Annotated in this window: 23 protein-coding genes and 1 pseudogene; 10 read left to right on the top strand and 14 right to left on the bottom strand. The window is 70.8% G+C overall.

Going from position 1 to position 26966, the window contains the following annotated elements; all coding sequences use genetic code 11:
* The first annotated feature begins 62 nt into the window (after positions 1 to 62).
* The 5 genes and pseudogenes from DEU36_RS12220 to DEU36_RS12200 all read left to right on the top strand — a co-directional run.
* Entirely contained in the window at positions 63 to 1559 is a 1497-nt protein-coding gene (locus DEU36_RS12220) for a beta-N-acetylhexosaminidase (protein WP_120264624.1), read from the top strand.
* Positions 1547 to 2707: an N-acetylglucosamine-6-phosphate deacetylase gene (locus tag DEU36_RS12215; RefSeq protein ID WP_120264623.1), complete on the top strand. Its 1161-nt coding sequence runs from the start codon at positions 1547 to 1549 to the stop codon at positions 2705 to 2707. Before DEU36_RS12220 ends, DEU36_RS12215 begins: the two co-directional genes overlap by 13 nt.
* A 61-nt stretch (positions 2708 to 2768) precedes the next feature.
* Entirely contained in the window at positions 2769 to 3167 is a 399-nt protein-coding gene (locus DEU36_RS12210) for a YrdB family protein (protein ID WP_120264622.1), read from the top strand.
* Complete coding sequence (locus tag DEU36_RS12205; protein ID WP_183045391.1) at positions 3164 to 4531, top strand: FAD-binding oxidoreductase; 1368 nt, start codon at positions 3164 to 3166, stop codon at positions 4529 to 4531. The genes DEU36_RS12210 and DEU36_RS12205 overlap by 4 nt, the downstream gene beginning before the upstream one ends.
* Positions 4453 to 4842, top strand: a pseudogene (locus tag DEU36_RS12200) (NUDIX domain-containing protein); the annotation flags it as partial. The gene DEU36_RS12205 and the pseudogene DEU36_RS12200, both read left to right, overlap by 79 nt.
* Here the strand turns inward: DEU36_RS12200 and DEU36_RS12195 are convergent.
* From DEU36_RS12195 to DEU36_RS12175, 5 genes are all read right to left on the bottom strand, one after another.
* A complete protein-coding gene (locus DEU36_RS12195) occupies positions 4737 to 5813 on the bottom strand; it encodes an ROK family protein (protein ID WP_310790738.1) in 1077 nt (358 codons plus the stop codon). The pseudogene DEU36_RS12200 and the gene DEU36_RS12195 overlap by 106 nt on opposite strands.
* On the bottom strand, positions 5810 to 6775 hold the full coding sequence (locus tag DEU36_RS12190; RefSeq protein WP_120264621.1) for a carbohydrate ABC transporter permease: 966 nt from the start codon (positions 6773 to 6775) through the stop codon (positions 5810 to 5812). Before DEU36_RS12190 ends, DEU36_RS12195 begins: the two co-directional genes overlap by 4 nt.
* A complete protein-coding gene (locus DEU36_RS12185; protein WP_120264620.1) occupies positions 6772 to 7743 on the bottom strand; it encodes a carbohydrate ABC transporter permease in 972 nt (323 codons plus the stop codon). Before DEU36_RS12185 ends, DEU36_RS12190 begins: the two co-directional genes overlap by 4 nt.
* 64 nt (positions 7744 to 7807) lie before the next feature.
* Positions 7808 to 9067, bottom strand: coding sequence for an extracellular solute-binding protein (locus tag DEU36_RS12180; protein ID WP_120264619.1), 1260 nt, complete (start codon positions 9065 to 9067; stop codon positions 7808 to 7810).
* A 94-nt stretch (positions 9068 to 9161) separates the two neighbouring features.
* A complete protein-coding gene (locus tag DEU36_RS12175) occupies positions 9162 to 10310 on the bottom strand; it encodes an ROK family transcriptional regulator (protein WP_120264618.1) in 1149 nt (382 codons plus the stop codon).
* A gap of 172 nt (positions 10311 to 10482) precedes the next feature.
* On the opposite strand from DEU36_RS12175, the gene DEU36_RS12170 reads away from it, so the two are divergent.
* The 3 genes from DEU36_RS12170 to DEU36_RS12160 all read left to right on the top strand — a co-directional run bounded on the left by DEU36_RS12170 (position 10483) and on the right by DEU36_RS12160 (position 13014).
* Positions 10483 to 10920 (top strand): hypothetical protein, encoded by a 438-nt coding sequence (locus DEU36_RS12170; protein WP_120264617.1) that lies wholly within the window; start codon positions 10483 to 10485, stop codon positions 10918 to 10920.
* A gap of 123 nt (positions 10921 to 11043) precedes the next feature.
* A complete protein-coding gene (locus DEU36_RS12165) occupies positions 11044 to 12483 on the top strand; it encodes a L,D-transpeptidase family protein (protein ID WP_120264616.1) in 1440 nt (479 codons plus the stop codon).
* Positions 12484 to 12561: 78 nt separating this feature from the next.
* Positions 12562 to 13014, top strand: a complete 453-nt coding sequence (locus tag DEU36_RS12160) for a GNAT family N-acetyltransferase (RefSeq protein ID WP_094260231.1) — start codon at positions 12562 to 12564, stop codon at positions 13012 to 13014.
* A gap of 76 nt (positions 13015 to 13090) precedes the next feature.
* Here DEU36_RS12160 and DEU36_RS12155 read toward each other — a convergent pair whose 3' ends face one another.
* Positions 13091 to 15307, bottom strand: coding sequence for an NADP-dependent isocitrate dehydrogenase (locus DEU36_RS12155; RefSeq protein ID WP_120264615.1), 2217 nt, complete (start codon positions 15305 to 15307; stop codon positions 13091 to 13093).
* Positions 15308 to 15422: 115 nt separating this feature from the next.
* Here DEU36_RS12155 and DEU36_RS12150 point away from each other — a divergent pair, with 115 nt between their 5' ends.
* Positions 15423 to 16403, top strand: a complete 981-nt coding sequence (locus tag DEU36_RS12150) for an acetylxylan esterase (RefSeq protein WP_120264614.1) — start codon at positions 15423 to 15425, stop codon at positions 16401 to 16403.
* The gene (locus DEU36_RS12145; protein WP_120264613.1) at positions 16400 to 17326 is read left to right on the top strand and encodes an N-acetylglucosamine kinase; all 927 of its coding nucleotides are present in this window, start codon (positions 16400 to 16402) and stop codon (positions 17324 to 17326) included. Before DEU36_RS12150 ends, DEU36_RS12145 begins: the two co-directional genes overlap by 4 nt.
* A gap of 103 nt (positions 17327 to 17429) precedes the next feature.
* On the opposite strand, the gene DEU36_RS12140 is transcribed toward DEU36_RS12145, so the two are convergent.
* The 8 genes from DEU36_RS12140 to DEU36_RS12100 form a co-directional block, all read right to left on the bottom strand.
* A complete protein-coding gene (locus tag DEU36_RS12140; RefSeq protein WP_120264612.1) occupies positions 17430 to 19241 on the bottom strand; it encodes an ABC transporter ATP-binding protein in 1812 nt (603 codons plus the stop codon).
* Positions 19238 to 21058 (bottom strand): ABC transporter ATP-binding protein, encoded by a 1821-nt coding sequence (locus DEU36_RS12135; protein WP_120264611.1) that lies wholly within the window; start codon positions 21056 to 21058, stop codon positions 19238 to 19240. The genes DEU36_RS12140 and DEU36_RS12135 overlap by 4 nt, the downstream gene beginning before the upstream one ends.
* A gap of 309 nt (positions 21059 to 21367) precedes the next feature.
* Positions 21368 to 21913 (bottom strand): methylated-DNA--[protein]-cysteine S-methyltransferase, encoded by a 546-nt coding sequence (locus tag DEU36_RS12130; protein ID WP_120264610.1) that lies wholly within the window; start codon positions 21911 to 21913, stop codon positions 21368 to 21370.
* The gene (locus DEU36_RS12125; protein WP_120264609.1) at positions 21910 to 23424 is read right to left on the bottom strand and encodes a DNA-3-methyladenine glycosylase 2 family protein; all 1515 of its coding nucleotides are present in this window, start codon (positions 23422 to 23424) and stop codon (positions 21910 to 21912) included. Before DEU36_RS12125 ends, DEU36_RS12130 begins: the two co-directional genes overlap by 4 nt.
* Before the next feature lie 141 nt (positions 23425 to 23565).
* A complete protein-coding gene (locus tag DEU36_RS12120; protein WP_147374412.1) occupies positions 23566 to 24183 on the bottom strand; it encodes a hypothetical protein in 618 nt (205 codons plus the stop codon).
* A 28-nt stretch (positions 24184 to 24211) separates the two neighbouring features.
* Positions 24212 to 24886: a hypothetical protein gene (locus DEU36_RS12115; RefSeq protein ID WP_147374411.1), complete on the bottom strand. Its 675-nt coding sequence runs from the start codon at positions 24884 to 24886 to the stop codon at positions 24212 to 24214.
* A 27-nt stretch (positions 24887 to 24913) separates the two neighbouring features.
* Positions 24914 to 26605 (bottom strand): alpha/beta hydrolase, encoded by a 1692-nt coding sequence (locus DEU36_RS12105; RefSeq protein WP_120264605.1) that lies wholly within the window; start codon positions 26603 to 26605, stop codon positions 24914 to 24916.
* A complete protein-coding gene (locus tag DEU36_RS12100) occupies positions 26602 to 26895 on the bottom strand; it encodes a hypothetical protein (RefSeq protein ID WP_120264604.1) in 294 nt (97 codons plus the stop codon). Before DEU36_RS12100 ends, DEU36_RS12105 begins: the two co-directional genes overlap by 4 nt.
* Between the last annotated feature and the right edge of the window lie 71 nt (positions 26896 to 26966).

The following is a 26966-nucleotide window of genomic DNA, read 5'->3' as shown; positions in this document are numbered from 1 at the left end:
CGGATGCCGCGCTGGTACGCTGGCACGAAAGTTTGTTAGGCATCCTTACAGATAGGGGCGCGATGACGTCGCTGCCACTGGTCCCGCTGCCCTCCTCCGTCACGCCCTCTCCCGGCGCATTTTTCGCGCTCACCGCCGACGTGGCTGTGACCGGCGATGCGGATGCCGCGGGCGTGCTCCACCGGCTCATCCTGACCCGCACGGGCCTCCACCTCACGGCAGATCCCGGTCGCGCCGTCATCGACGTCGCAGTCGACGGCGACGGCCCGCCCGAGTCGTACCGGATGTCGGTCGACGAGCACCGCGTGTCGATCCGAGGCGCCGACGCCGCTGGCCTCTTCTACGGAGCCCAGACTCTCGGCCAGCTCATCGCCGGGTCGCCGGAAGGCTGGGTCATCCCCGCCGTCGACATCGCCGACGAGCCTCGCTTCGCCTACCGCGGCGTCATGCTCGACGTCGCGCGCCACTTCCATGACGTCTCGACCGTCACCGCCTACCTCGAGCGGGCGGCGAGCCTGAAGTTCAACGTCCTGCATCTGCACCTCACCGACGACCAGGGCTGGCGGCTCGCTCTGGCCAGCCGCCCCGAGCTCGCCGCCCGCGCTTCGTCGAGCGCGGTGGGCGGTGATCCCGGCGGGTTCTACACACCCGACGACTACCGCGCGATCATCGCGCACGCCGCCGCGAACCACATGACCGTCGTCCCGGAGTTCGACATGCCGGGACACACCCACGCCGTCGGCCTGGCCTACCCCGAGGTCGCGGCCGCGCCGTCGCTGGAGGGGTGGGATGCCGCGGGCGGCCCGACCCCCGTCGCCGGAGAGCCGTACTCGGGCATGGGCGTCGGCTTCTCGTCGCTGCGCATCGGCGCACCGGCGACCGACGCGTTCGTCGAGGACGTCCTGACGGAGCTGGCGGAGCTGACGCCCGGGCCGTACCTGCACTTCGGCGGCGACGAGGCGCACGGCACCCCGGCGGCGGACTTCGCGACCTTCGTCGCGCGCACGTCGCGAGTCATCTCGCGCCTCGGCAAGACCCCGGTGGCGTGGCACGAGGCCGGCGCGGCCGACGACCTCGCACCGGGCACGATCGGTCAGTACTGGGGCTTCATCACACCGACCGACGGCGCTGACGAGCGGGCGCGGGCGTTCGTCGCGCGGGGCGGCCGCGTCATCCTCTCCCCCGCCGACGCCGTGTACCTCGACATGAAGCCGACCGCCGATGCGCCGCTCGGGCTGACCTGGGCGAACGGCCCGACGAGCCTCGAGCGGGCGTACTCGTGGGAGCCGGTCGATGTCGTGTCCGGCCTCACCGACGACGACATCCTCGGGGTCGAAGCCCCGCTGTGGACCGAGACCGTGCGCGATCTCGACGGCATCGACGCCCTGGCCTTCCCGCGCATCGCGGCTGCGGCCGAAGCCGCCTGGTCGGTCGCCACCGGGGCCGCCGATGACCGCACGTGGGAGTCGTTCCGCGAGCGGGTCAGCGGGCTCGGGCCGTTGTGGACGACCCTCGGCATCCGTTTCCCCGCTTCGTCGGAGGTGGCATGGACCCCGTGAACCACGTCATCCATTCCGCGCGGCTCATCGACGGCGGACGCGAGACGCCCGACGCGTGGCTCGTCGTACGCAGCGGCCGGGTCGAGGCGCACGGCACCGGCGACACGTGGCGGGGCGCGGTGGCCGGCGCACCGGTCGACGAGATCGTCGACGCCGTCGAGGCCGCTGGTCCCGGCGCGACGATCACACCCGGCTTCATCGACATCCATGGTCACGGCGGCGGTGGCGCGGCGTACGACGACGGCGCCGACGCGATCCGCACGGCCCGCGAGCTGCATCGCGCTCACGGCACGACCCGTGCGGTCATCTCGCTCGTCACCGCGTCGGTCGACGACCTGGCACGCCGGGTCTCGGCGATCGCCGATCTCACCGAAACAGACGGCACCGTCTTGGGCTCGCACCTCGAAGGCCCGTTCCTCGACCTCGGGCACCACGGCGCCCACGACCCCGGGCTGCTCATCGCCCCCGCGTCCGACGCCGTGGCGCGGCTGATGGATGCCGGGCGCGGCACCGTCCGTCAGGTCACGATCGCCCCCGAGCTTCCCGGCGCCCTCGCCGCGATCGAGCGCATCGTCGCCGCGGGTGCGGCGGCCGCCGTCGGGCACACCGACGCGGATGCCGAGACCACGCGCGCCGCGTTCGATGCCGGCGCCACGATCCTCACCCATGCCTTCAACGCCATGCCGGGACTCCACCACCGCGAGCCCGGCCCCATCGGCGCGGCCACCGCCGACCCGCGGGTCACGCTCGAGGTCATCGCCGACGGCGTGCATCTCGCTCCCGAGGTGGTGCGGATCGCCTTCGCCGCCGCCCCCGGGCGCATCGCGCTCGTCACCGATGCGATGGCGGCTGCCGGCTCGGCCGATGGCGACTACGTGCTCGGGGCGCTCGCGGTGCGCGTCGAGAACACCGTGGCACGGCTGCTCGACGGAACGATCGCCGGGTCCACCCTCACGCAGGATGCCGCGCTGCGGACGGCGGTCGCCGCGGGCGTGGACCTGCCGGCGGCCGTCGCGGCGCTGACAACCACTCCGGCCCGGGCGATCGGCCGCCCCGAGCTCGGATCGCTCGCGATCGGAAGCCCCGCGGACGCCGTGCTGCTCGACGCCGATCTCGTGGTCCGCCGCGTGTGGACCGGGTGCGCGTGACCCGCTCGCCGGAGGTCTCTCCCGGGGCGGTGGCGTGAGGCCGGCGCCTAGAATCGGAGGCATGTCCGAACTGCCGAACGTCCGTCCTGCCAACCCCGAGGCGCCGCAGCAGGCGGCCGGCACGCGGCGGGCTCTCTCGGCGGTCGAGCTCCTCGCCTTCGCCTGTCTGCTGTTCGCCGTCGCGACGTTCGCGATCTGGGGCTTCGCCGCGTGGGATTTCCCGCTCAATCTGGTCGCGGGCATCGGGGCTCCTGTCGCCGCGATCCTCCTGTGGGCTCTGTTCGTCTCGCCGCGCGCCGTGCTCGTCGTGCACCCGTTCGTGCGCGCCCTCGTGGAGCTGTTCGTGTATGCCTCGGCCACCATCGCCTGGTGGAGCATGGGCCAGGCCTGGATCGGTCTGGTGTTCGGAGTCATCGCGGTGACCTGCGGCGTGATCGCCGGGCGCCAGCGCCTGTCATGACCGTGCCCGACGTCGTCGCCCGGCTCGTCGCCGAGCTCGGCGACCGCGTCGATGTCACGGACGCCGGCCGCACCGCTGCCCGGGCCGACAAGTCGGGCCAGGCGGCATCCGGGTCGCCCCTCGCTGTCGTCCATGCCCGCACCGTCGACGACGTCCAGAAGACGATGCGCATCGCCTCGGCGACCGGCACCCCCGTGGTCCCGCGCGGCGCCGGCACGGGGCTGGCCGGCGGCGCGAACACCGGCGTCGGCGAGATCGGGCTGTCGCTGCGTTCGATGGACCGCATCCTCGAGGTCCACCCCGACGACCTCATCGCGGTGGTCGAGCCCGGCATCTTGAACGGACAGTTGAACGCCGCCCTCGCGGAGCACGGCCTGTGGTGGGCTCCCGATCCCGCGAGCCGCGACATCTCCACCGTCGGCGGCAACATCGCCACGGGCGCGGGCGGCCTGCTGTGCGCGAAGTACGGCGTGGTCCGAGACGCGGTCCTCGGGCTCGATCTCGTCCTCGCCGACGGGCGCCTGATGCGCCTGGGCCATCGGACGGTCAAGGGCGTGACGGGTCTCGACCTGACCTCGCTCGTCATCGGCTCGGAGGGCATCCTGGGCATAGTCGTCGCCGCGACGCTGAAACTCCGCCGCCTCGTTCCCGGTGAGGCGCGCACGATCGCCGCGACGTTCGGCGATGTCCGCGCCGCGGCGGTCGCGGCGTCGGCGGTCACCGCAGCCGGGATCCAGCCGGCGATCATGGAACTGATGGACGCAACCTCGCTGGCGGCCTCGCATCGTCTGCTCGGTCTTCCCGCCCCCACCCCCGGCGCCTCGCAGCTGACGGTCCAGACCGACGGCCCCGGGGCGACCGCCGAAGCGGAGGCCGTCGTGGCGGTGCTCGCCGCGGCAGGCGGCACCGTTCGCCTCGCCCGGGACGACGCGGAGGCTCAGCAGCTGTGGACCGTGCGGCGGTCGATGCATCCGGCCATGGAGACGCTGGGGACTGCACTCATCGAAGACGTCTCGGTGCCGCGCAGCGCCCTGCCCGCGATGTTCGACGAGATCGCGCGCATCGAAGAGCGCTTCGGCCTGACGATCCCCACCGTCTGCCACGCGGGCGACGGCAACCTGCATCCGAACTTCATCTTCGACGGCGACGAGGTTCCCGAGGTGATCTGGGAGGCGGCGGAAGACCTCTTCCAGTCGGCTCTGCGCCTCGGCGGAACACTCACCGGGGAACACGGCGTGGGCGTCCTCAAACGACGCTGGCTCGCCGACGAGCTCGGCGACGACCAGTGGGAGCTGCAGCGCCGCATCGCGCGGGTCTTCGACCCCGCCGGCATCCTGAACCCCGGGAAGGTGTTCGCACAGTGACCGCATCCGTCCCCGCCCGGGAGGTGCACGTCAGCGCCGCGGTGGTGACCGACGGCGACGGGCGCACGCTCCTCGTCCGCAAGCGCGGCACCGAGCGGTTCATGGCGCCCGGCGGCAAGCCCGAGCCGGGCGAGTCGGCCGGCGCGGCCCTCGTCCGCGAGCTGCACGAAGAGCTCGGCGTCGTCGTGGCCGAACCCGACCTCGTCTATCTCGGCCGGTTCGAGTCGGATGCCGCGAACGAGCCGGGTTTCCGCGTGGTCGCCGAAGCGTTCGCGATCACGCTCGACCCCGCGTCGGTCAGCGCAGCCGCCGAGATCGCCGAGGCGCGTTGGCTCACGGCGGACGAAGCCGCCGCGTTGCCACTGGCACCGCTCAGCACCGAGCATCTGCTTCCGCTCGCCTGGGCCTGAACAGCGGCCCCCAGGGCTCCCACCGGCACATCGCGGGGCACGAGCTCGACCCGCTGGTCCAGCCGCAGTGACCGCAGGAACGGCGACGCCGCGGCGGACTCGGCGAGCGCCGCCCGCACGGGGCTGAGCAGGCGGTCGGCGAGCGCGGCGATGCCCCCACCCAGGACGACCACGTCGACGTCGGTCGTGAGCACCAGGAGCCGAACCCCTGCGGCGACGCCGCGGACCAGGTCGCCTCGGATGGCGCCCGCGCGCTCGTCTCCCGCATCGGCGGCGTCGAAGACCGTCAGCACCGGGAGCGGCGCGGCTTCGCCCCAGCGCTCGGCGACGGCTCCGCCGCCGGCGAACGCCTCGATGCATCCGTATTGTCCGCAGCGGCAGCGAGGGCCGTCGGGGTCGATGGGGATGTGGCCGATCTCGCCGGCCGCGCCGCGTGCGCCGCGCCTCGGTCCGGCCTCGTCGACGATTCCCGCCGCGACGCCGGTACCGAGATTGAGGTAGGCGAGCGATCCGCCCGCGCGCCGGAGCGAGCGCACGCCGACGGCCGCGTAGCGCACGTCGTTGTCGATCGAGGGCCTGACGCCCAGCCGCGCCCCGACAGCCTCGGCGAGGTCGTACCGCTCGATCCCGAGGTTCAGAGCGTGCTCGACGACGCCGCTTCCCGGCAGGATCTGTCCCGGAACCCCGACGCCGATGGCGACGTCCGTCTCACTGCCCGCGAGGTCGGCGACGATGGCTGCGACGCCGTCGGCGACGGCATCCCCGCCCCATCCGGTGGGCCGGCGCCGCCGCGCGATCTCGTCACCGTGGTCGTCGACGGACACGGCGAGGATCTTCGTGCCGCCCACGTCGACACCGATGCGCAGCGTCATCCCTTCACTGCGCCCGAGACGAGCCCGCCCGACATCCGCCCCTGCACGATGAGGAAGAAGATCACGACGGGGATCGAGATGAGGGTGGATGCCGCCATCACGGCGCCCCAGTTGGTCGCGGCGGTCGCCGACTGGAACGACAGCAGCCACGGCGGGAGGGTCAGGTTGTAGCCCTTCATGAGCAGCAGCGCCATCGTGAACTCGTTCCACGACTGGATGAACGCGAAGATGCCGGTCGCGACGAGCCCGGGGGCCAGCAGCGGGAAGGTCACCTTCCAGAACGCCTGGGTGCGCGTGCACCCGTCGATCATGGCCGCCTCTTCGAGGTCTGCCGGGACTCCCGCGACGAAGCCGCGCAGGGTCCAGATCGTGAAGGGGATGACGGCGGCGACGTAGACGATGCCGAGGCCGATGAGGGTGTTCATCAGGCGCCAGTCGTCGATCATGCCGTAGATCGTGAACATCATCGCCTCGCCGGGGATCATCTGCACGATGAGCACGGCGACGATGAACGAGCGCCGGCCGCGGAAGCGGATGCGGGCGACCGCGATCGAGGCGAGGAAGGCCAGCACCAGGGTGACGACGAGGACGCCCACGGTCACCAGGGTCGACGACAGCAGACCGTGCACGAAGTCGGTCTGCCCCGGAGCCGCCTCGCGCGTCCACGCGGTCGCGTAGTTGCCGAGGGTGAAGTCGAAGGGCAGGAAGCTCGGGGTGCGGCTGATGATGCTCTCGCCGCGCGTGAACGACATGTTCAGCATCCAGTAGACGGGGAACACCGAGCAGACGAAGACGATCAGCGCCGCGAGGTTCAGTCCCGCCCGCGAGAGGATGCGGCGACGCGGCGGTCGCCTCACGTCGAGCGATCGCGGCCGGGGGCGCTTCGCGCGCCCCACCTCGCCGACGACCTCGTCGACCCCGATCGTGCCGAGCTGGGTCGCCGGGGTGACCTGGGTGCTCACAGCTCCTCCTCCTTGAGCGTGGTGCGGATGTATCCCCATGACAGGGCGAGGAGCAGCACGACCATGAGCACGCCGATCGCACTCGTCACGCCGAACTCCCCCGGCCCTTGCCGGAAGATGTAGGTGCCGAGCACGTTGGTCTCGGAGATGAGGCCGCCGCGCTGCTGCAGCGCGTAGACCTGGGTGAAGATGCGGAGGTTCCAGATGACCTGGAGCACGACGACGACCGTGACGACATTGCGCAGGTAGGGGAAGACCACGAGGCGGAAACGCTGCCAGCCCACCGCGCCGTCGAGGGATGCCGCCTCGAGCACCTCGGCGGGGACCTGTCCGAGTGCTGCGTAAAGGGTGAAGGCGGCGAAGGGCACGCCCTGCCAGACGACGATCACGGTGAGGACGAAGAAGAAGGACCACGGGTTGGCCAGCCACGAATGGTTGGTCCAGTCGGTCGATCCCGTCATGGTGTTCAGGGCCCAGTTGACGATGCCGTACTGCGAGTCGAAGATCCAGCCCCAGACGGTGGTCGCCGCCAGCGGCGGCATCGCCCAGGCGAGCAGGAGGCCGAGCGACACGAGGACGCGCCAGCCTCGCCGCAGCCGCGTCATGAGCACGGCGACGAGAGCGCCGAGGCTGACGATCAGCACGGTCATCACCACCATCAGCCCGAGGCTGCGGACGAGGACGGCCGGGAAGTCGGACTGCGTGAAGACCTCGAGGTAGTTCTCGAAACCGATGAAGTCGGGCAGCGTGCCCTGCACCTTGTTGCGGATGGCGTAGTCGGTGAACGACTGCACGAGCATCAGCACGGCGGGATAGCCGACCATCACCCCGAGGATGATGAGCGATGGGCCGAGCAGTGTCAGCGCGCCGACGTTGTCACGCCGTCGGCGCGACCGTTCCCGCTCGCCCGGCGTCGGCGACGCCGGGCGCTTCGCGCGGCGGGGCGGGCGGGTGAGGACGTCTGTCATCGTCCTGTCCTCTCTGCGATCGTCGTGGGACGCGGGGCCGGGCGCCGCGTCCCACGACGCCCGGCTACTTGTTGAGGATCGCTTCGATCTGGCTGTCGAGCTCGGTCGCGATCGCGGTGACGTCGCCGCCCTGTGCGATCTTGACCAGCGCGTCCTTGATGGCACCGGATGACTCGACCTCGGACCAGTTCGGGCTCGCCGGCACGGCCTTCGACGACGCGACGGCCTTGGCGGCCTCGGCCGTGATCTCGTCGTCGGGCAGGAACTCGGCGAAGGAGGTCAGCGCGGGGATCAGGCCGTTCTCGGCGAGGATCTTCTGGTAGCCCTCCGAGAGGATGATCTTCAGCGCAGCCTCGGCCTTGTCGGGTGCGTCCGACTTCGCGGCGACGGCGATGTTCGAGCCTCCCGCGAACACCGGAGCGACCTCGCCGGCGGTCATGCCGGGAAGCGCGAAGGCCTTCAGGTCGGCGCCCGCGGTCTCGGGGCAGCCGGGAGCCTTCGCGTCGTCGGCGGGTGCGAGGATCGACCACTTCACCCAGGCGGGAGCGGAGAGGAATCCGACCTCGCCGGCGCAGAAGGGCACCTGGGGATCGGTCTCGTCCGCGTCGGCCGGCGCGATGGTGGCATTCTCGTAGACGTCCTGGAGCATCTCCAGACCGGCGATGCCGCCCGAGCTGGAGAACCCGCCCTTCCAGGTGTCGCCGTCCTGGGTCGCGATCTCGCCGCCGTTCGCCCAGACGTAGGGAAGGGCGTTGTACCAGTCCTTGCCGGGTGCGTAGATGCCCGACTTGGTGGCTGTCGTCGCGGCGATGCCGTCGGCCACGTACTCCTCGAGCGTCGTGGGCACCTCACCGCTGTATGAAGAGGGCGAGTAGAAGACGATGCGCGACCCCGCGTAGTACGGCGCGGCGTAGAGGCTGCCGTCCGCGGATCCGAGCTCGACGAAGCTCTGCAGCAACGCATCGCCGCCGAGGTCGGCCTCGATGTCGGAGATGTCGAGGAACAGGCCCTGGTCGATGAAGCCGGGCGACTGCGTGTTGCCGACCTCGACCAGGTCGGGTGCGTCGTTCGATGACAGCGCGGCGACGTAGTTGTCCGCGGTGTCGGCCCAGGTCTTCTCCTCGATGGTCAACGTCCAGCCTTCGTTCTCGGCTTCGAACGTCTTCTTGAGGTAGTCGCGGGCGTCCTGCGGGGTGTCGGTGCCGACAAGCCACACGGTCAGGTCTCCGGTCTCGGCGCTCTGCCCCGCGTCGCCGCTCGCGCAACCGGCGAGCAGCAGGGCGGAGGCACCGAGGAGCGACAGTGCTCCGAGGCTCTTCTTCATGGTGATTCCTTCTTCTCTGGTGTCGACGAGTCGGATGGCTCGTCCGGGTGTGGAGCGGTTGGTGCGGGTGGATCTCAGGGGATGTGGAGCAGGGTCAGGAGACGCCGAGGCGACCTGACAGGACCATGACGGCAGCGCCGCGCAGGACGATGTCCTGGCCTTGCTCCGTCATCCGCACCTGCAGCTCGTCGTGGAACGTGGCGAGCGTGCGGGTGCGCACCGTCTCGGCAGCCGCCCGTGCGAGCGGGCCGTCGAGAAGTTCTGCGGGGCCGGAGAGGACGACCTCCGACAGATCGAGCGCCCCGACGATGGGGGCCAGTGCGATGCCGAGCCGCTCGCCCGCGTCGCGCAGGAGTCCCTCGCGATCGCTTTCGGCACCGGCTGCGAGGCGGGCGGAGAGAGAGGGGACCGAGATCCATGCCTCGAGACATCCCACCTTGCCGCAGGCGCAGTCGGGGCCGCCGTCGGTGCCCACGGTGACGTGACCGATCTCACCCGCGGCCGATCGCGCACCGCGCAGGGGGTCGCCGCCGGTGAGGAGCCCGGCACCGACGCCTCGGCCGACTTTGACGAGGATGACGTCGTCACCGGCTCCGCCGAACGTGTGCTCCGCGAGCACCGCGGCGTTCGCGTCGTTCGCGACGAGGACGGGCACGCCGACGGCATCGCTCAGGATGCCGGTGAGGTCGACGCCTTCCCAACCGAGGCCGGGCGCGGCGAGCACGACCCCGGCCGCGTCGACGACACCCGGGGTACCGACGCCCACCCCGAGCACGGGCGCATGCGCATCGCGCACGAGAGTGCGCGCCAGCTCGACGACCACCGGCAGGATGTCGGCGCGGTCTCGGGGGACGGCAGCCTCGTGACGCGCGACGATCTCGCCGTCGAGGGTCATGACTGCCCCCGCGAACAGGTCGTTCCCCGAGAGGTCGAGGCCGACGATGCGGTGCCCGTCACGAGCGAGATCGATGAGGATGGCAGGCTTGCCCGGGCCCGCGGCCTCGCGGACACCCTGTTCCGCCACGAAGCCGTCGCCGATGAGCTCGGCGACGAGGTCGGAGATCGTGACGCGCGTCAATCCGGTCTCGCGGGCCAGGTCGGCACGGCTCATCGCTCCCCCGTGGAAGAGCCGTTCGAGAACGAGCGCGCGGTTGTGCGCCCGAGCGTGCTCGGGCAGGATCTTCGCGCCTGGGCGCCGCGTGCGGGTCGTGCGCCGCGGGGCCTGGGTGTCCGAGCTCGTCATGTTTGTTAGTAGACCTTACGAAAGGGGCCGGCACAAGCGGCCGGGTCGGTTTTGCTAGTGATGTTTACAAACCCGTTACATCCGCGCCGCACGTCCAGACCAGATGTCAAGTGGGACTCTCCAGCGCCACTCCTCCGTAGGGTGGAGTGATCGCCGCCCCGAGGAGAACCGCATGAACCGTCGCCTGACCGCCCTCACCGTCACCGCGCTGGCGCTCGTCGCCCTGACCGGATGCACCGGGGGCGACGACTCCGCCTCCGGAGGCTCGAACGCCGCGAGCAACCAGTCGGTCGAAGACGCGTGCACGCAGGTCGACGACGTCATGACCGAAGCCACGCAGGGCATCCAGGAGATCGACCCCTCCGACCCCGCCGCGGCGGCGAGTGCGCTGCGCACCATCTCCGACGGCATGGGCGAGGCTGCCGCCCAGGTCACCAACGAAGAAGTCTCGGGCATCCTCCCCGACCTGCAGACGGCGTTCTCCTCGGCCGCCGATTCGATGGAGGCCGTCGCCGCCGGCGACACCGATCGAGCCACGGAGCTGACCACGGCGCTCAGCGACGTCCAGGGCAGCATCGACACCTACACCGAACTCTGCGGCGCCAGCTGAGCACCCGGCGCGAGCCGGATCGCGCCGCTGAATAACACTCTGGTTTCACTCAGGCCGCTCTCGGACTGCTGTCGCGTACCATGAGTTCCGAGTGCGCGTTCACGCGCAGACGGGGGTACAGCGGTGACGGATGTCGCGTCGAAGCATGATCACGAGAGCACGGCCGAATCGGGCGTGCCCTCGACCGATCCCGATCAGCGCGTCGAATGGGCACCTGTCGAGCCGGCGCGCAAGAAGCGGCATCTCGGCCTGTGGATCGGTGTTCCCGTCGGCGTCGTCGCGCTGGGAGCAGCCGCGGCATCCTTCTTCCTGATCGCCCCCGGCACGACCATCGCCGGCGTCCCCGTCGGTTTCATGACCCCCGGCGCCGCAGCATCGGCTGTGCAGGACCGGCTCGACCAGACCACCGTCACGCTCGGTGACGGCGGGGCGAGCGTCTCGGGTGCCGACCTCGGGGCGCAGGTGGACGGCACGGCGCTCGCGGCATCCGCCTTCGACGCCCGACCCGCGTGGAACGTCACCCAGTGGTTCGGCGACCCCATCGCCGCCACCGTGACCCTCGACGAAGCCAGCGCCAGCAGCGCGCTGCGGGGCGCTGCGGGCGACCTCTACGTCGAGCCCACGGCGGCATCCATCTCGTTCGACGGTACGTCCTACGTCGTCAGCCCCGACGTGCCCGGCGCGGGAGTGGACCCCGAGGCGGCCCGTGCGGGCCTGCAGAGCGCGTTCGACTCCGGCGCGACCGGCGCCGCCATCGACCCCGAGCTCACACCCGTCTCGGCACTGACCACCACCGCCGCCGCGGAAGAGACCGCCGCGTCGCTCAACAGCATGCTCGACGGCGTCGGCTTCTACGTCGGCGACGAGCGCACCGTTCCCGTCGACCGCGCCACGGCGGCGAGCTGGCTGACGGTCGCGACCGCCGACGACGGGTCGTTCGAGATCACGGCAGACCCCGCCGCCATCCAGCCCGTCGTCGACACGCTGCCGAGCCTCGTCGATCGTGCCCCCGTGAACGGCGTGGTGTTCGCCAACGCCGCCGGTGAGATCATCGACGACTCCGACGCCGGTCTCGACGGCCGCACGCTGACTTCGACCGACGGCATCGCCGCCGATTTCGCCGAACAGCTCGCGACGGGGGATGCCGCCTACCGTCTGCCCGTGGATGTCGTCCCGGTCACTACCGAGACCATCACCCGTCTTCTCGAGGTCGACCTCGGCGAGCAACGCCTCTACCTCAAGGAGAACGGCGTCGTCGTCGACTCGTGGCTCGTCTCGACGGGCCGCCCCGGCGCCGACACGCAGACCGGCTACTACACGATCGGGTGGAAGACCCCACGCCAGGACATGCGCGGCACCGCTGCCGACTCGGGTGTCAGCTACGTTCAGCCCGACGTCAAGTGGGCCATGTACTTCAACGGCGATCAGGCGTTCCATGGCGTCTACTGGCACAGCAACTGGGGCAACCGGATGAGCGCCGGGTGCGTCGGGATGCCCGACTCGCGCGCCGCCCAGATCTACGAGTGGGCCGTCGCCGGAACCGACGTCTACGTCCACGCCTGATCGACGGGAACCGACGTCTCCCGTCGTATCGTCCGATCGATCGATGCGCGACGGATCGATCACCGTTAGCCTGTGACCATGGCTGACCTCCGAGTGGAAGAACTGTCGGCGTCGACGATCGTCGCGGTGAACAACCTGTCGCTGAAGCCCGGGCAGGAGCGTTTCGTCGTGCCCGAGAGCTACGCCATCGCCGCGACCGTGGTCGACCCTGCGACCTCATGGCAGCGCGTCATCCTCGACGGCGACGAGGTCGTCGGATTCGTCAGCGCCGGTTTCGACCCCGACGCGCCGCACGAGCACTTCCGCTCGGTGCTGTGGCGCATCAACGTCGACGCCGACGACCAGGGCCGCGGCGTCGGACGCTTCGCGGTCGAGCAACTGGTCGACGAGGCGCGCAAGCGCGGTTTCGACTGCCTCAACGTGATCTACGAAGCGGGCGAGGGCGGGCCCGAGGCGTTCTTCACCCGTGTCGGCTTCACCCCCGTCGACGAGACCGAGTACGGCGAGGTCGTCGCCGAGATCCGCTTCTGACGGACTCCCCCACGCACGCAGCAGAACGCCCCGGACCGCCGAAGCGGCCGGGGCGTTCTGCTGCGTCAGAGTGAGGTCACATCCCGTCGATGATGCGGTTCAGCGTCGCCGAAGGCCGCATGACGGCAGCGACGAGCTCGGCATCGGGGCGGTAGTAGCCGCCGATCTCCGCCGGCGATCCCTGAACCGCCACCAGCTCGTCCACGATCGTGGTCTCGTTCGCGGCGAGCTCCTCAGCGACCGGCGCGAACGCGGCGGCGAGCTCGGCGTCGACCGTCTGTGCGGCCAGCTCCTGAGCCCAGTACAGCGCGAGGTAGAAGTGGCTGCCGCGGTTGTCGATCGTGCCGAGCGCGCGGCCGGGCGACTTGTCCTGCTCGAGGAACGTGCCGGTCGCGGCATCCAGCGTGTCGGCGAGCACCTTGGCGTGGGCGTTGCCGGTGTACTCGGCGAGGTGCTCGAACGAGGCGGCCAGAGCGAAGAACTCGCCCAGCGAGTCCCACCGCAGGTAGTTCTCGGCGACGAGCTGCTGCACGTGCTTCGGTGCCGAGCCGCCTGCGCCGGTCTCGAACAGACCGCCACCGGCTAGCAGCGGGACGATCGAGAGCATCTTGGCGCTCGTGCCCACCTCGAGGATCGGGAAGAGGTCGGTCAGGTAGTCGCGCAGGACGTTGCCGGTGACGGAGATCGTGTCCTCACCGCGGCGGATGCGCTCGAGCGAGTAGCGCGTCGCGTCGGCGGGCGCCAGGATCTCGATGGTGAGGCCGTCGGTGTCGTGCTCGGCGAGGTAGGTCTTGACCTTCGCGATGAGGTTCGCGTCGTGGGCGCGGGTCTCGTCGAGCCAGAACACGGCGGGGACGCCCGTTGCGCGCGCGCGGGTGACCGCGAGCTTGACCCAGTCGCGCACCGCGACATCCTTCGTCTGGGTCGCACGCCAGATGTCGCCGGCCTGGACCTCGTGCGACAGCAGGACCGAGCCCGAGGAGTCGACGACCTCGACCGTGCCCGCAGCCGGGATCTCGAAGGTCTTGTCGTGCGAGCCGTACTCTTCCGCCGCCTGGGCCATCAGGCCGACGTTGGGCACCGACCCGATCGTGGCGGGGTCGAGCGGGCCGTGCTCGATGACGTCGTCGATCGTCGCCTGGTAGACGCCGGCGTACGACGAGTCGGGGATGACGGCGATCGTGTCGTCCTCGCCGCCGTCGGCACCCCAGAGCTTGCCGCCGTTGCGGATGAGGGCGGGCATCGAGGCGTCGACGATCACGTCGGAGGGCACGTGGAGGTTCGTGATGCCCTTGTCGGAGTTGACGTACGACAGACGCGGGCCGGCGGCGATCGCGGCGTCGAAGGCGGCACGGATCTCGTCGCCGTTCCCGAGCTGAGACAGGCCCGCGAGAATCGCACCGAGGCCGTCGTTGGGGGTGAGGCCGGCAGCGGCGAGGTCGTCGCCGTAACGGGCGAACACGTCGGCGAAGAAGGCGCGCACGACGTGACCGAAGATGATCGGGTCGCTGACCTTCATCATCGTCGCCTTGAGGTGCACCGAGTACAGCACGTCCTCGGCGGCGGCCTGCGCGACCGTGTCGGCGAGGAAGGCGTCGAGGGCCGCGGCCGACAGGAAGGTCGCGTCGACCACCTCGCCCGGGAGCACCTTGAGGCCCGACTTCAGCTCGGTGACGGTGCCGTCCTGAGCCGTGAAGCGGATGGTGAGCACGTCGTCGCCCTCGATGACCGTGGAGGTCTCGTTCGACTTGAAGTCGTCGTGGCCCAGCGTCGCGACGCGGGTCTTCGCCCCGTCGGCGAACGGCTTGTTGCGGTGCGGGTGCTTGCGCGCGTAGTTCTTCACCGACAGCGGAGCGCGACGGTCGCTGTTGCCCTCGCGCAGCACGGGGTTCACGGCGGAGCCCTTGATGCGGTCGTAGCGGGCGCGGACGTCCTTCTCGTCGACGTTCTGCGGCTCGTCGGGGTAGTTCGGGATGTCGTACCCCGCAGCCTGCAGCTCGGCGATGGCCGCCTTCAGCTGCGGGATCGAGGCCGAGATGTTCGGCAGCTTGATGATGTTGGCCTCGGGCAGCGTCGCCAGGCCGCCGAGCTCGGCGAGGGCATCGCCCACCTGCTGCTCGGGGGTGAGGTTCTGCGGGAAGGCGGCGAGGATGCGGCCCGCGAGCGAGATGTCGCGGGTTTCGATGGCCACGCCGGCCGCACCGGCGAAGGCCTCGACGATGGGCAGGAAGGAGGCGGTGGCCAGTGCCGGCGCCTCGTCGGTGTACGTGTAGATGATGGTCGAGTCGGGCACGTGTCGTCTCTCCAAAAAGCGCGTCGAGGGTCGGTCCTCAGCGTATCGCACGGGGGCAGTTCTCTCGATGTCGAGATATCTCTCACGACTCCGGGCTTCGCGCTAGGGTGAGCGCGTGCCGCGCTTCGATCTTCCGCTCGCCGAACTGCAGGACTATCGCCCGGAGGTGAGCGAGCCCAGCGATTTCGACGATTTCTGGTCGGCCACGATCGCGGGCTCGCGTGAGGCCGGAGGCGAGGTGACGGTGTCTGCGGCAGCCGAGCTGTACGCCACCGTCGATGTGCACGACGTGACCTTCCCCGGTTACGGCGGTGATCCCGTGAAGGCCTGGCTGATCCTCCCCGCGCATCGCGAGGGGCCGTTGCCGGCGGTCGTGGAGTTCGTCGGCTACGGCGGCGGTCGGGGTCTGCCGACCGAGCGGCTCGCCTGGGCCACCGCCGGATACGCCTCGTTCGTCATGGACACCCGCGGACAGGGCAGCGTGTGGGGCAGCGGCGGCGAGACGCCCGATCCGCACGGGTCGGGCCCGGCCGTGCCCGGCTTCATGACTCGCGGCATCGAATCGCCGGAGACCTACTACTACCGGCGCGTGTTCACCGACGCCGTGCGCGCGGTCGACGCGGTGCGGTCGCTGCCGCAGGTCGACGCCTCGCGGGTGTCGGTCACGGGCGGCAGCCAGGGCGGCGGTATCGCCATCGCGGCCGCCGGCCTGAGCGAGGGCCTCGTCGCGGCGATGCCCGACGTACCCTTCCTCTGCAACTTCGAGCGCGCCGTGGGCTTCACCGGCAGCGACCCCTATCAGGAGGTCGTGCGATGGCTCGCCGTCCACCGCGGCGACGAGGCCCGGGTCTTCGAGACCCTGTCGTACTTCGATGGCGTGAACTTCGCCCGTCGCGCCGACGCCGCCGCCCTGTTCTCGGTGGGACTGCTCGACCCGGTGTGCCCGCCTTCGACGGTCTACGCCGCATTCAACGCCTACGGCGGCACGCACAAGGAGATGTCGGTCTTCCCCTTCAACGAGCACGAGGGCGGGCAGGGCTACCAGTGGGAGGCCCAGGCGGCCTTCCTGCGCCGCGCGCTCGGAGGCGCCGCATGAGTGCACGTCGCGTGCTCGCCATCGACGCGGGACAGAGCGGGATCAAGGTGCGCCCGGCCGCGGCATCCGGTGGAGACCTCCTCTTCCCCGGCATCCGCACCGGCGAGCCGCTGCTCCCCCAGCTCGCCGCCGTCGTCGCCGAGACGGCGACGCGCACCGGGGCACTGGCCGACGTGGTTGTGGCGGGCATCTCGGGGCTGACCGACGCGAACGCCGACGCCGACGCCCTGCTCGCCCTGACGGCGGCGCAGGGCGTGCGCGGGGTCGTGCTCGCGCACGATTCGACGACCTCGTTCCTCGGCGCCCTCGGCGACCGGCGCGGGGCCGTGGTGGCAGCCGGCACCGGAGTCGTGACGCTCGCCGTCGGGGCCGAGACCACCGCACGCGTCGACGGTTGGGGCTGGATCATGGGCGATGCCGGCAGCGGCTACTGGATCGGCCGCGAGGCCCTCGACGCCGTGATGCGCGCTTACGACGGTCGTGGCCCGACGACCGAGCTGACGGCGGCGGTCTCGGACCGCTGGCCCGACCTGTCGCAGGCGTACATGAGCCTGCAGGCAGACCCCGACCGCGTCCGCGTCGTCGCGAGCTACGCGGCCGTCGTCGCCCGCGCGGCCGACGCGGGCGACGCCGTCGCGCAGGACATCTCGGTGCGCGCCGCGCATGAGCTCGCCCAGAGCGTGCGCGCCGCGATCGCCCAGGTGCGCAGTGACGAGGAGTCGTTCCCGGTGTGCGCGATCGGAGGCGTGTTCGGCTCGACCCCGCTGCGGGAGGCCTTCGCCGACGATCTGCACGCGGGCGACGAGTCGGTGCGCCTGGTGGCCCCCGTCGGCGTCGGCATCGACGGGGTGATGGCCCTCGCCGACCTCGACGAGTCGCACCCCCTCGCCGCGGTCACCCATCACGCCGGCGTCATCCGCTGACGGCCTCCACCCAACGCCGACCCCCGCCGAGAACGCACCGCAACGCCGAGAACGCACCGTCTCCGGTGCGTTCTCGGGGCGAGGGTGCGTTCTCGGCGTGCGGTCAGACGAGCGACTCGCGCCAGGCGGTGTGCAGCTGGGCGAACTTGCCCGTTCCCGCGATCAGCGCGGCGGGTGTGTCGTCCTCGATGATGCGGCCGTGCTCCATCACCAGCACACGGTCGGCAATGGCCACTGTCGACAGGCGGTGCGCGATGATGATCGCCGTGCGGTCGGCCAGCAGCGTCCCGAGGGCCTCCTGGATCTGCCGCTCGCTCGGGATGTCGAGCGAGGCCGTCGCCTCGTCGAGGATCAGCACCGCCGGGTCGGCGAGGAACGCGCGCGCGAACGAGATCAGCTGACGCTGCCCCGCCGACACGCGGCCGCCTCGCTTGTTGACGTCGGTCGCATATCCGTCGGGGAGTCGCTCGATGAACTCGTGCGCGCCCACGGCCCGTGCCGCGGCCTGGATCTCGTCCATCGTCGCGTCGGGCTTGCCGAGCGCGATGTTGTCGGCCACCGTGCCGCTGAACAGGTACGCCTCCTGCGTGACCATGACGATCGCGCGCCGTAGGTCTTTCGGATGCAGCTGACGCAGGTCGACGCCGTCGAGGGTCACCCGGCCCTGCGTGGGGTCGTAGAAGCGCGCGACGAGCTTGGCGAGTGTCGACTTGCCGGCGCCCGTCGTCCCCACGAGCGCGATCGTCTGCCCCGCGGGCATGTCGAGCGAGAAGTCGGGCAGGATCGTCACGGCATCCGAGTACCCGAAGGTCACGTCCTCGAAACGCAGGTGCCCGCGGGCCTCACGCAGCTCGACCGGAGCCGTCGGGTCGGGAACCGTCGGTTCCTCTTCGAGCACGCCCGACACCTTCTCGAGCGCCGCTGTCGCCGACTGGTACGAGTTGAGGAAGAAGGCGACCTCCTGCATCGGCGCGAAGAAGTTGCGCACGTACAGCACAGCCGACAGCAGGAAGCCGAGGCTCAGCGTGCCGTCGACCACCCGGAATCCGCCCCATGCCAGCACGAGGGCGAGCGAGACGGATGCCACCGCCATGAGCGCCGGCTCGAACGTTCCGAACAGGCGGATCGAGCGCATGTTCACATCGCGGTAGTCGCTCGAGAGCCCGCCGAACTCGGCATCGTTCGCGGGCTCCTTGCGGAACGCCTTCACCGCGCGGATGCCGGTCATCGACTCGACGAACTTGACGATCACCTTCGCGCTGATGACGCGCGACTCGCGGTAGACGACCTGCGAGCGCAGGTAGAACCAGCGCATGAGCAGGAACAGCGGAATGCCCATGACCGCGAGGATGACGCCCGACTGCCAATCGAGCAGCAGGAGCGCGATGAGGGTGAACCCGCCGTAGAGCAGACCCGAGACGAGCTCGTTCAGGCCGCCGTCGAGCAGTTCGCGGATCGTGTCGAGATCGCTGGTCTGACGCGAGATGATGCGCCCCGAGGTGTACGACTCGTGGAACTCCAGGCTCAGCCGCTGCGTGTGGCGGAAGATCCGCTTGCGCAGGTCGATCATGACCGCCTGGGTCAGGCGAGCTGCGACGACGGCGTACCAGCCGATGAGCGCGGCGCCGCCGATAGCCGTGATGAGGAAGACGATGACGACCGCGATGGCCGGCATCCAGTCGGCTTCCTTCTGCACGGCGGGTAGCGCATTGGCGATACCCCAGCCCACGAGAGCGGGGCCGGCGACCCGCAACGCCGTCGACACCACGAGCACGACCGCCGCCAGCGCCAGTTGCATGCGCAGCGGCGAGACCAGCGACCCGAGCAGGCGCAGCGAGCGCCGCCGGATCTCGCGGCTCTCGTCGCGGGTGTAGTCGGAGCGGTCCTCGCCGCTCGTCCCGGTGACGGTGCTCACAGGGTCACCTCCCTTTCGTCCTGTCGTTGCTGTTCGTCCTCGAGACTCGAGATGACGTGGCGGTAGTGCTCGCTGGTGCGCAGCAGCTCGGAGTGGGTGCCGACGGCGGTCACGCGCCCCTCTTCGAGCAGCGCCACCCGGTCGGCGAGCGTCACCGTCGACGGGCGGTGCGCGACGATGAGGGCGGTCGTGTCGGCGAGCACCTCGCGGAGCGCGTCTTCGACGAGCGCCTCGGTGTCGACGTCGAGTGCCGACAGCGGATCGTCGAGCACGAGCACGGCCGGACGAGCGGCGACGGCGCGGGCGAGCGCCAGGCGCTGCCGCTGTCCGCCCGAGAGGCTGAGCCCCTCTTCGCCGATGACCGTGTCGACCCCCGCCGGCAGCGTGTCGACGAAGTTCGCCTGCGCGACAGACAGCGCCTCTCGCATGACGCGCTCGGCCTCCGCGCTGCCGCGCTCGAGGTCTTCGCGCCCGAGCAGCACGTTCTCGCGGACGGTTTGCGAGAACAGCGTCGCGTCTTCGAACGCCATGCCGACGTGGCGGCGCAGCTCGTCGAGCCGCAGGTCGCGCACGTCGACGCCGTCGAGCAGCACACGGCCGCCGGTGACGTCGTACAGCCGGCCGGGCAGCGTCGTGAGCGTCGTCTTACCCGACCCGGTCAGGCCCACGAGCGCCATCGTCTCGCCCGGACGCAGCGCGAGGTCGATGCCGTCGAGCAGATCGCGCTCGCTCTCCGGCGCATCCTGGTAACGGAAGCGGGCGCCCTCGAAGACGAGCTCGCCGCGCGGCTGCGCGATGGTCGTCGGGTTCTCGGGGTCTGTGATCGTGTTCTGCTCGTCGAACACCTCGAAGATGCGGTCGGTCGCCGTGCGGGCGTCGACGAGGAACGAGAAGAGGAACCCGATCGACTCGACGGGCCAGCGCAGGATCGTCGCCATCGCGAAGAACGCGATGAGCGAGTCGACTCCGAGCTCATCCGCCTGCACGAGGTAGATGCCGGCGCCGAGGCACAGTGCGAAGGCGATGTCGGGCAGCAGAACGAGCCAGAACCAGATCCAGCCGACCGCTTTGGCCTTCTTGACCTCGGTCTCGCGCAGGGTCTCGGCCTGCCGCGTGAACTTCTGCAGGGCGTGACCGCCGCGGCCGAACGCCTTCAGCACGCGGATGCCGTGCACCGACTCCTCGACGGCCGTCGCGAGATCACCGGCCTGGTCCTGGCTCTGGCGCGAGAGCAGCCCGTAGCGGTTCTCGAACACGAAGCCCGCGATCCACAGGGGCGCGGAGACGACAACGAAGATCGTGCCCAGCAGCCAGTGCCACCGGAACAGGATGATCGAGCCGACGACGATCGTCACCATGTTCACGACGAGCAGGACGATGCCGAAGGCGAGCCAGCGGCGGATGAGGCTGATGTCCTGCATCATCCGGCTCAGCAGCTGGCCCGACTGCCAGCGATCGTGGAAGGCGACCGGCAGGCGCTGGAGCCGCGCGAAGAAGTCGGTGCGCAGCTCGTACTCGACCTTCGTGGCAGGGGCGAGCACGAACCAACGGCGCGCCCAGACCATGAGCGCCTCGAGCAGGCCGAGTGCGAGGATGGCGCCGGCGCCGAGGACGATGAGCCATGGGTCGCCCGAGGAGATCGGCCCCTCGGGGCCGACGATCACCTCGAGGACGAGCGGGATGCCGAGAGCGAGCAGGCTCGCGACGAGCGCGCTGGCGAAGCCGAGGCTCAGTCGCGGCAGCACCGGTTTGGCGAACGGAAGCAGACGCGCGAGCGCGCGCGGCGTGGACAGACGAGGGGGCGTCGAGGAGGTCATGATCCTGAGGTGTGTCGAGCGGGATGCCGGTGACGGCGAGGGGCGCGCGCGAGCGCGGCGAATCGGGGCACGGACCCCGAGGGAAGGAACGTCTGAAGCGCTGAAGCGCTTCCCGGAGCTACCGGACGATTCCTCCGCGTGCGGGACGCCCGTCGGCCGTGACGAGGAAGGCGACGGACTTCGTGATGACGATGGCCGATGACATGGCTTCCTCCTGGGGTCGAGCGGACGGGGCACCCGCTACGCACACGGGAGCCCTCCAGGATATATCTGTGTATTCGCTGAGTGCAAGGAAAACCTGGCAGCGATTCAGGCGCGAAGCCGCGCCTCGCGCTCGAGGAGACGTTGTTTGACCTCGACGCCCCACGCGAATCCCCCGAGCGCCCCACCCGTGCGGAGAACGCGATGGCACGGGACGAACAACGCCGCTGCATTGCGGGCGCAGACGGATGCCGCGGCACGCACGGCTCCGGGTGAGCCGAGCGCCGCCGCGAAGCCCGCGTAGGTCAGCGGCTCACCGGGAGCGATGCGCCGGAGCGCCTGCCACCCCGCGCTCTGCAGAGTGGTGCCGGGCTGACGCACCGGCACCGCGTCGATGGCGGTGAGGTCGCCACCGTAGTAGGCGGCCACGGCGGCCGCGGCATCCGTCGGACCGTCGAGGATCTGCGCGGGACGCGCGACGGGGCGGAGTCGGTTGAGGATCGCATCGGGATCGCTGGTCCACCCGGAGGCGAGCACCTCACCGCCCGCCTCGAGGATCGTGAAAGGCCCGTCGGGCGTCGCGACGGTCTGGAGCCGGGCCGTCTCGACCAGGGTGGTCTCGGTCGGGGCGGAGGCGTCGGTGGTGGCGGTCATGCTCGGGCCTTTCGGGACGGCGAGAGGGTGGGCTCGGTCGCGCTCTCGCGCCAAGCCTGGGTGACGGGGGCGGCGTACCAGAGGTGCGCCATGAGGTAGCTGCGCCAGGGCGCGACGCGCTCGGACCAGGCGACGAGCTCGGACGGGCCGGCGGGGATGCCTGCTGCGGCGGCCCCTGCTCGGGCCGCGACATCGCCGGGCAGGAGGATGTCGGGGTCTCCGAGCACCCGCATGCGCACGTAGTCGGCCGTCCAGGGGCCGATGCCCGGGAGGGCGAGCAGAGCGGAGCGCTGTTCGTGCGTGTCGTCGCCGGGAGACAGGCGCAACGAGCCGTCGGCGAGCGCGGTGGCGGCGCCGACGATGGCACGGATGCGGGCGCCGGGCCCGCGCAGGACGTCGGCGCCGTGCTCGGCGATCGCCGACATCGTCGGGAAGAGGATCGCCGGGCCGGCGGCGGTCTCGACCGGTTCGCCGAGCTCGGCGGCCAGCCGCCCCTGCACGGTGCGCGCCGAGGCGACGCTGATCTGCTGGCCGATCATGGCCCGGATGAGCATCTCGTCGGGGTCGATGGCTGCGGGCAGGCGCACTCCCGGAATCCGTGCGACGAGGGGCGCCAGCTCGGGATGCCGCGCCAGGGCTTCGTCGACGGCGGTCGGATCGGCGTCGAGATCGAACAGCCGTCGGACGCGCGCGATGAGGGTGGACAGGTCGGTCAGCGAGGCGAGCTCGGCGCGCAGACGCACGCGGCCCGCGTCATCCTGGCGCACCTCGAACCAGGCCGGACCGCCCGCGAGCCGGACGACCCGGGCGAACGAGCGCTCGTCACCCGACTCGACACCGGGGATGGCGTGCGCCCGCATCCACCCGAACAGGCCGGCGGCGTCGAACGGTTCCCGCACCGGAAGGACGAGGTCGATGCGGCCCGGCATCCGCTCCCCCGCCTGCCGGCGCGCCCGCAGCTGGCCGGGAGGCATCGCGAACACCTCGCCCACCGTTTCGTTGAACTGCCGCACGCTCGCGAATCCCGCGGCGAAGGCCACGTCGGCGATGGGCAGGTCGGTGTCGACCAGCAACGCCCGCGCCGTGTGGGCGCGGTGCGCGCGGGCGAGCGCGAGCGGACCGGCTCCGAGCTCCGATGTCAGCAGCCGGGTGAGGTGCCGCGAGGAGTAGCCGAGGCGGGATGCCAGCCCCGGGACGCCCTCGCGATCGACGACGCCGTCGGCGATGAGACGCATCGCACGCGCGGCGAGATCGCCGCGCAGGTTCCACTGCGGCGAGCCCGGAGTCGCCTCGGGCAGGCACCGCTTGCACGCGCGGTAGCCGGCCTCGTGTGCCGCGGCGCTCGTCGGATAGAAGGTCACGTTGGCGGGCTGCGGGGTGCGGGCGGGGCAGCTCGGGCGGCAGTAGATGCCCGTCGAGCGAACGGCCGTGACGAACTGGCCGTCGAAGCGGCGGTCGCGCGCGTCGATGGCGCGATACCGCTCGTCGAAGGTCATCCCGTCACTCGTCATGCCCCCAGCCTGACACGCCCCGCCGACACCGGCTCGCGGAAATCGGACACGACCGTTCCCGGGGCTCGGCACGGTCGACTCGCCACGGGATGCGGATCCCGCCCCTCCCGGATCCGCGCTTTCTGGCGAGTCGACGGGAGGTCAGCGAGGCGGGAAGGAGAACTGCGGGACCGAGGAGGGACCTTCCGTCGCGGGAAGCCGGCGCCAGACGTCCGCGGGCAGGCGCTCCTCGGCGAAAACCCCTGTCGCGAGGGCATGTGCCGACCCGGGGGCGCATTCCGTCTCGGCCGACACCCTCACCCGGCCCGTTGCCGCGTGGATCGTGACGACCGTCCGCTCGGCGATGACCCCCTCGGCGACGACTGTCACTTCGCGCGCGTCCCCCTGCCCCCGGTCGCTCGTGTCGCTGTCGATCCCCTGTGAGGCGAGAGCCTCGACCGCTGCGTCGGCTACCTCCCAGGCGTCGCGTCCGGGCAGCTCCAGACCGCGTACGGCCACGAGACGGTATCCCCCGTCCTCGCTGAGCCCGCGCTGGCATCCTGTCGGATGTGCGCCGTACGCACCGTCCACGACGCTCCACTCGGCCGGCTCGATCGCCATGATCACCGTGTGAACGCCCGTCGCCAACGCGAAGAACCGGTCCCGCGCCTGCGCGTACGTCTCGCTGTCACCGACGCCGCCGGAGCCTCCGCATCCGCTCACCAGCAGCACCGAGAGCAGCACGAGTGCGCCGACGCCGGCACGGCTCACACTTCTCACCCGGAACATCTGCGAGCGTGTCAGGTCATCATCGAGGCGGAACCGGGGCGTCCGTCACGAGTGGCTGCGGCTCGACCGGCGTGCCGTCCTCGCTGTAGTACACGGGACCGTCGGGCGGGAAGAAGAACAGGGGCACCGACGACGGACCTTCCGTCGCGGGAAGGCGACGCCAGACGTCATCGGGGTACAGCTCCTCACCGAACATCGTCGTGAGGATGTCGGAGCTCGATCCGGCGGTGCAGGCGGTCTCGCTGGAGACGAGCACACGGCCGTCGACGGGGCGGATGACGACCACGGTGCGGGCGGCGTCGCTCTCCCCCACGACGGTCACCTCCCGCGCGTCCCCCGAACCGCGCTCCACGGCCTCCGCGTCTATCCCGAGCTCGGCGAAACCCTCGGATGCCGCAGCCGCGATGTCCGCAGCATCCCGCCCCGGCAGCTCGAGCGCGCGCACCGCGGTGAACGAGTACCCCGTGTCGGAGCTGACCCCCAGCTGACATCCGCTCGGGCGGGCTCCGTACTGTCCCTGGTCGACCCGCCAGTCGGTCGGCTCGATCGCCATGATCACCGTATGCAGCTCGTCGGCCATCGCCGTGAACTGCTCGCGCGCCTGGGTGTACACGTCCGCGGCCGGCTGTTCGTCACTCGGCGTCGCCGCACACGAACTCATCATCAACACCAATCCGACGGTGAAAGCCGTCATCGTCATCCGCGAGGTCGGTCTCATCAGTCACGTCCGGTAGGGGTCAACGGGCAGCCATCGCAGCCAATCGGGCAGATCCCAGAAGCCGCGCTCGCTGCCCTCACCGTCAATCTCCGTCCCGGGTTCACCGGTCAGGATGATCTGCTGGATGTTGTAGAACGATTCCGATCCTTGCACGAGGTACCCCTCGCCGTCGCCCGATGGAAGTGGGCCGTTGCCGCCTTCGTGGGCGCCGTGCCCCGGGGTGGGCGCGAGGTGCTGGTCGCCCGCGTAACCGCCGTCACTACCGAACTCGGTCACGCCCGGGAGCGTCTCGGGCACCGTGCCGTGCGCGCCACCCCAACTCGTGTCACGGCCGATCCGCGCCCACGCATCGTTCTCCGACAGCGTCGCGTACATGCGCAGGTCGTCGGCGTTCTGAAGATTCGAGAGCACCTGAGGATCGCTCGGGAAACCGGCGGAGCCCACGGCGATGAACTGGTCGACGCCGAGTGCGCCCGGGCGCGAACCGATCGCGAGGGCAGCGGTCGTACTGCCGTAGGAGTGTGCGATGACGGCCTTCTCCGCCGTCGGATGCACCGCGTCGAGACCCAGCAGGAACGAGCGGAGCGCTGCCGCGCCGTCACGCGCCCGGTCCATGCCGGGCTCTTCGATCTCGTTGGGAGAGTCGTAGCCGAACCACGCGATCGTCGCGAGGCCCGGTCCGGCGTTGTTGAGCGCGCGAGCCGAGTCTCCCCACTCACCGATGCCCGCCACAGACGAGTTCATACCGGGAACCAGCACGTTGATGTCCGTCGCGGAAGCGAGATCGCCGTAGGCCAGTGCCGCGGTGGTCTGCGCCGAACCGTCGGGATCGAACGAGATCAGGAGCGGGAAGGGCGGGCCATCCGTCAGCTCTTCCCACAGCGCCGCGACGTCGTCGCCGAGGGCACCCCCGGGGTTCGTGGCGCGCAGCGCCTCGAGGCGCTCGCGGTTGATGCGACCGCGGACGTCGTAGGGGATGCCGTCGAGATTGCCGATGATGTCGGGATGCGCCCGGGCGATCTCATCCTGCAGCTCGGGATGGGCGAGCCACAGCTCGAGCACCGCCTGCGGGGTGTCCGCCGCGAGCAGCTGGTCGAGCAGGTTCTGCGCCTGCGACGTCATCGCCGGCCCCGCCCCGCCGGCGAGCTCGGCGAGCGCCGCGTCGTAGGCCGCGTCCCAGGCGGAGTAGTGGCTCTCGAACTGCTCCCACAGATCGGCGAGATCGCCGGCCGCGGCATCCCGGGCGGCGACGGCATCCTGTGCCTCGTCGTTCGCGCGCCGGACGTCGGCAGGCTCTCCCGAGCGCGAGGTCCACAGCGCGTTGAGCCCCGCTTCGTTCGCCGTGGCCGATGCCGACGACAACGCGGCGTGGGCGGACTCGATGTCGTCGATGAGCCGGTTGGCCGCCTCGGCCGACGATGAGAACGCGTCGGCGTAGCGCTGAAGCACCCCCGCGAGCAGCTCCGCCTCGGCGATCTCCGCGGCGAGTCCGCTGGCGACCTCTTGCGCTTTGGAGCGCGCCGACCGGATCGATGCGCCGACGCCGTCGAGGTCGGTCGCGGACTGGACGGTCGTGCGGAGGTCTCCGAGCGAGCCCGCGACGCGGCTGAACGCACCACTCCACCAGCTCATCGACCCGGGATTGCCCTCGAGGCGCTCGAGCGGGTAGCCGCGGTTCGGCGACGTGAGGGTCACGGCTGCTCCTGCCCGGTGAGCTCGACGTCGAGGTCGGAGTAGCGCGTCGCGATCGCGGTCAGCAAGGCGGCGACCTCGGACGCCGCGGTCGTCCGGTCGAGCACGGCGAGATTCAGTGAGCTCAGCCGCCGGTTCATCTCGAGACGGAGCGCGACCCGGTGTGCGGGGTTCTCGACGCCGGTGTCGTCCCCCTGGATGTCGGCGTTGTCCACCACCGCGCTCGAGACCCGCGTCTGGATCGCATCCGCCGCGCTCGTGAGCGCGTGATAGTAGATCTCGACGTCTGACATCGGGCCCCCTCCGCCGACTCGGTTCGGCCGACGCTGACACGCTATCGACAGGCCCGCTGCCGCGTCGATGG

Source organism: Microbacterium sp. AG238 (assembly GCF_003610405.1).
Taxonomy (GTDB): Bacteria; Actinomycetota; Actinomycetes; order Actinomycetales; family Microbacteriaceae; genus Microbacterium.
The sequence above is the reverse complement of the archived record's forward strand: the minus strand, read 5'-3'. Positions and strand labels throughout refer to the sequence as shown.

Coding starts and splice junctions, on each gene's coding strand:
- DEU36_RS12220 (WP_120264624.1), top strand. CDS start 63: ATGACGTCGCTGCCACTGGTCCCGCTGCCCTCCTCCGTCACGCCCTCT.
- DEU36_RS12215 (WP_120264623.1), top strand. CDS start 1,547: ATGGACCCCGTGAACCACGTCATCCATTCCGCGCGGCTCATCGACGGC.
- DEU36_RS12210 (WP_120264622.1), top strand. CDS start 2,769: ATGTCCGAACTGCCGAACGTCCGTCCTGCCAACCCCGAGGCGCCGCAG.
- DEU36_RS12205 (WP_183045391.1), top strand. CDS start 3,164: ATGACCGTGCCCGACGTCGTCGCCCGGCTCGTCGCCGAGCTCGGCGAC.
- DEU36_RS12195 (WP_310790738.1), bottom strand. CDS start 5,813: ATGACGCTGCGCATCGGTGTCGACGTGGGCGGCACGAAGATCCTCGCC.
- DEU36_RS12185 (WP_120264620.1), bottom strand. CDS start 7,743: ATGACAGACGTCCTCACCCGCCCGCCCCGCCGCGCGAAGCGCCCGGCG.
- DEU36_RS12180 (WP_120264619.1), bottom strand. CDS start 9,067: ATGAAGAAGAGCCTCGGAGCACTGTCGCTCCTCGGTGCCTCCGCCCTG.
- DEU36_RS12175 (WP_120264618.1), bottom strand. CDS start 10,310: ATGACGAGCTCGGACACCCAGGCCCCGCGGCGCACGACCCGCACGCGG.
- DEU36_RS12170 (WP_120264617.1), top strand. CDS start 10,483: ATGAACCGTCGCCTGACCGCCCTCACCGTCACCGCGCTGGCGCTCGTC.
- DEU36_RS12160 (WP_094260231.1), top strand. CDS start 12,562: ATGGCTGACCTCCGAGTGGAAGAACTGTCGGCGTCGACGATCGTCGCG.
- DEU36_RS12145 (WP_120264613.1), top strand. CDS start 16,400: ATGAGTGCACGTCGCGTGCTCGCCATCGACGCGGGACAGAGCGGGATC.
- DEU36_RS12135 (WP_120264611.1), bottom strand. CDS start 21,058: ATGACCTCCTCGACGCCCCCTCGTCTGTCCACGCCGCGCGCGCTCGCG.
- DEU36_RS12130 (WP_120264610.1), bottom strand. CDS start 21,913: ATGACCGCCACCACCGACGCCTCCGCCCCGACCGAGACCACCCTGGTC.
- DEU36_RS12125 (WP_120264609.1), bottom strand. CDS start 23,424: ATGACGAGTGACGGGATGACCTTCGACGAGCGGTATCGCGCCATCGAC.
- DEU36_RS12115 (WP_147374411.1), bottom strand. CDS start 24,886: ATGACGGCTTTCACCGTCGGATTGGTGTTGATGATGAGTTCGTGTGCG.
- DEU36_RS12100 (WP_120264604.1), bottom strand. CDS start 26,895: ATGTCAGACGTCGAGATCTACTATCACGCGCTCACGAGCGCGGCGGAT.